A 2,567-nucleotide genomic window follows, 5' to 3' on the forward strand; every position below is an offset into this window, starting at 1 on the left:
ATATTGGTGGTTTTTGGGTGATTCCAGGCATTCAGAAGTCTACTAGAGCCCCATTGTTTATGTGTATTTCTATTTATTTCCATAAAAATTAAATACTTAAATGTTTCTTAAAGGTAACAAAGTAGAAATAATCACGTGCCGAATAAGATTTCACCGGGAATTGCTGATCACCCAGTCATCATCCCGATTTTCTTCGACTCCCCATCCTTGCCGGCGCGATCACGCTGGCGATGACCGCAACGGCCGTTTCCTCACCGCAAACGCCACGATCCACGCCCATCTGTCATCATTTCCTCACATCAATATTCCTTTCAAAACAGCTAGATGGAGAAAGTTACTTGGAAGTGAACCGTTCCTTAGCGTCAGCATGGACCACACGCACATCACGCCCGGTCCGGCGCGCCGGTTCGCGCACCCCGAGGGGTCCGGCGCCCGCCAGCGCCTTGAGCAGCGCGAAGCGGTTGCCGGTGAGCGTGTCGAGCAGATCTTCCTGTGAGCAGGACAGGTATCGCGGCGGCTGCGGCTCATTGCGCTCGATGGCGGCGATGGCTTGGGCGAGCGCCTCGTCCTCGCTTGCCACGTCAATGATCAGGGTGCTCATAAACATCTCTCCAGCGTTGGATGTTGCGGTCGAAGTCGATCAGGAGTTCCGGCATCGACAGGAAGGTCAGCGCGGACTCCTGGTCGTGATCAACTTTCCCGCGTTCGTTGTCGTCGCGCAACACGCACCGATCATCGCTCACCAGCGTCAGCAGGTACTTGTTGGGGATGCGCGCACCCGGCGACGGGGGCCGGCAAGCGCCAAACGCGCACCTCTTTGATCAGCGTGTCGGCCAGGCGTTGGCGGTACGACAGGATGGAAACGGCTTTCACGTTGCCATCTTCGCCGCGCTTAACCGTGTTGACCAGAAATCAACAACCTTGACGCTTCGCGCCTGCCGGGCCTATGCCCCTGGCGACTGGATGAACGCCTTTCTCAGCGCGTCATTAACGCGCGTCTGCCAGCCGGGGCCGCTGGCCTTCAGCGCGTCCAGCAGATCGGCGTCGAAGCGGATGGTAGTCGAGACCTTGCGGATCGACGCGGGCGGACGACCCACGCGCAACCGGGGCTTGATGCGCTCCCATTCTTCCTCGGTCAAGGGCTGCGCGTCTGGGTCGGACAGGGCTGCGGCAGTAATGGCCGCATCTTCCTCCGGCGAATTGAGCAAGATTTTGCGGCCGTTACGGGCCGTTAAAAACGTCTTGGACATAGCGTGCTTGCTCCTGGTTAGTGGCTTTACGCAGGCTGATGATGCGCCGACCGTCCTCTCGATCCACGAAGGCGACGAAATACAGGCGCACGCCATGCAGCACCAACGCGCGCTGGCGGTCTTCGCCGTAATCCTCGCGGTCATCGGTCCAGATCAGCGCCGTGTCCCACTCGAACGCTGCCGCCAGTGCCAGCGACACCCCGTGTTTGGCGAGGTTGGCGCGGTCTTTGGCAGGATCGAAGGCGATCTTCATGCAGATTATTGTAGTAACAACCATTCATCCTGTCGAGGATTTTCTGTTACTACGCTTGACCGCCGCGCCGATGCTCCGCCGGTTGCTGCCTCAGCAGCAATCGGGGGTGACAGCCCGGAAACTAGCAGCCTGTCGGACTTGAGCGTTCGGATTGGCTGAAAAAGACAATCAAAGGCGATTTTCCTCGAAAATCGCCTTTTTTCGGCAAAAAGGCACTTTTCCTGCGAATTTCCCTTACTGCGGGCGCAAGACGGCCATGCGTTTGAGGTTCTACGCCAGGCAAACCAGGGTCCACTCGTTGCGCACGTTGTCCAGACCGCGCGCTCACCACCTATCAGTTGTGCGTAGCCAGGGCTTCCAGCCCAGGAAAACCAGGCCAGGATGGCCTGGCTACGCAGCTCCGAGCGCGCGTTTCTGATGGTTCGGAGAAACCGATAGGTGGCAAGGACCGCGCGTGAGAAACTGACGAAATCCCATCACCGATTTGATGATGCCGAAGACTGGCTCGACGGTCTGTTTGCGCAGGGCGTAGTACAAAACGCTTGAACTTTCCTGGATAATGGATAATGGCGCGCTGCTCCCCACTGCCTTCAGAGGACAGACAGATCATGGCCCGTCCAGCCCCTTTGATTGAACTGACCGACGAGCAACGCACCCTGCTCGAAGGGCTCTCCCGCAGCCGCGAAACCGCTCACAGCCTGGTGCGGCGCGCGCGGATCGTGCTGCGCGCCGCCGACGGCGAGCACAACAGCGCGATTGCGCAAGCGCTGGTGGGCCTCGGTGAAGACGGGGTCGGGCAGTGGCGGCGGCGCTGGGCGGACGCCCAGGCGCCGCTCGCCGCGCTGGCGGGCCAGCCCAAGCGTCTGCGCGCCGCGATCGAGGAACTGTTGTCCGACCGGCCGCGCTCGGGGAACCCGGGCGATTTCAGCGCCGAGCAGATCTGCCACAGGACTTACGCATTGACAAACGCCGCATTTTATGATCTAAAAAATACGTGTAACCATATTCCGCTACTCATTTAAAATGAGCCGGCGATGCCGCGCCGTAACCGTCGCCATCGCGGG

At 59.3% G+C, this 2,567-nt stretch carries 5 protein-coding genes; 1 reads left to right on the forward strand and 4 read right to left on the reverse strand.

Going from position 1 to position 2,567, the window contains the following annotated elements; all coding sequences use genetic code 11:
- Positions 1-334: 334 nt before the first annotated feature.
- The 4 genes from QZY07_RS15195 to QZY07_RS15210 form a co-directional block, all read right to left on the reverse strand.
- The gene (locus QZY07_RS15195; RefSeq protein WP_295404448.1) at positions 335-601 is read right to left on the reverse strand and encodes a transcriptional regulator; all 267 of its coding nucleotides are present in this window, start codon (positions 599-601) and stop codon (positions 335-337) included.
- Positions 582-725 carry a hypothetical protein gene (locus QZY07_RS15200; protein WP_295404451.1) on the reverse strand — a complete coding sequence of 48 codons (144 nt, stop codon included), beginning with the start codon at positions 723-725 and terminating at the stop codon, positions 582-584. The genes QZY07_RS15195 and QZY07_RS15200 overlap by 20 nt, the downstream gene beginning before the upstream one ends.
- A 219-nt stretch (positions 726-944) precedes the next feature.
- Positions 945-1,250 (reverse strand): BrnA antitoxin family protein, encoded by a 306-nt coding sequence (locus QZY07_RS15205; protein ID WP_295404454.1) that lies wholly within the window; start codon positions 1,248-1,250, stop codon positions 945-947.
- Positions 1,222-1,503, reverse strand: coding sequence for a BrnT family toxin (locus QZY07_RS15210; RefSeq protein ID WP_295404457.1), 282 nt, complete (start codon positions 1,501-1,503; stop codon positions 1,222-1,224). Before QZY07_RS15210 ends, QZY07_RS15205 begins: the two co-directional genes overlap by 29 nt.
- Positions 1,504-2,111: 608 nt before the next feature.
- On the opposite strand from QZY07_RS15210, the gene QZY07_RS15215 reads away from it, so the two are divergent.
- A complete protein-coding gene (locus tag QZY07_RS15215) occupies positions 2,112-2,525 on the forward strand; it encodes a hypothetical protein (protein WP_295404459.1) in 414 nt (137 codons plus the stop codon).
- Positions 2,526-2,567: the final 42 nt, after the last annotated feature.

The sequence above is a fragment of the uncultured Thiocystis sp. genome (assembly GCF_903866365.1).
In the GTDB taxonomy this organism is placed as follows: domain Bacteria; phylum Pseudomonadota; class Gammaproteobacteria; order Chromatiales; family Chromatiaceae; genus Chromatium.

Bases quoted from the DNA above. Each gene is read 5' to 3' on its own strand.
- QZY07_RS15205 (WP_295404454.1), bottom strand. From the start codon at position 1,250: ATGTCCAAGACGTTTTTAACGGCCCGTAACGGCCGCAAAATCTTGCTC.
- QZY07_RS15210 (WP_295404457.1), bottom strand. From the start codon at position 1,503: ATGAAGATCGCCTTCGATCCTGCCAAAGACCGCGCCAACCTCGCCAAA.
- QZY07_RS15215 (WP_295404459.1), top strand. From the start codon at position 2,112: ATGGCCCGTCCAGCCCCTTTGATTGAACTGACCGACGAGCAACGCACC.
- QZY07_RS15195 (WP_295404448.1), bottom strand. From the start codon at position 601: ATGAGCACCCTGATCATTGACGTGGCAAGCGAGGACGAGGCGCTCGCC.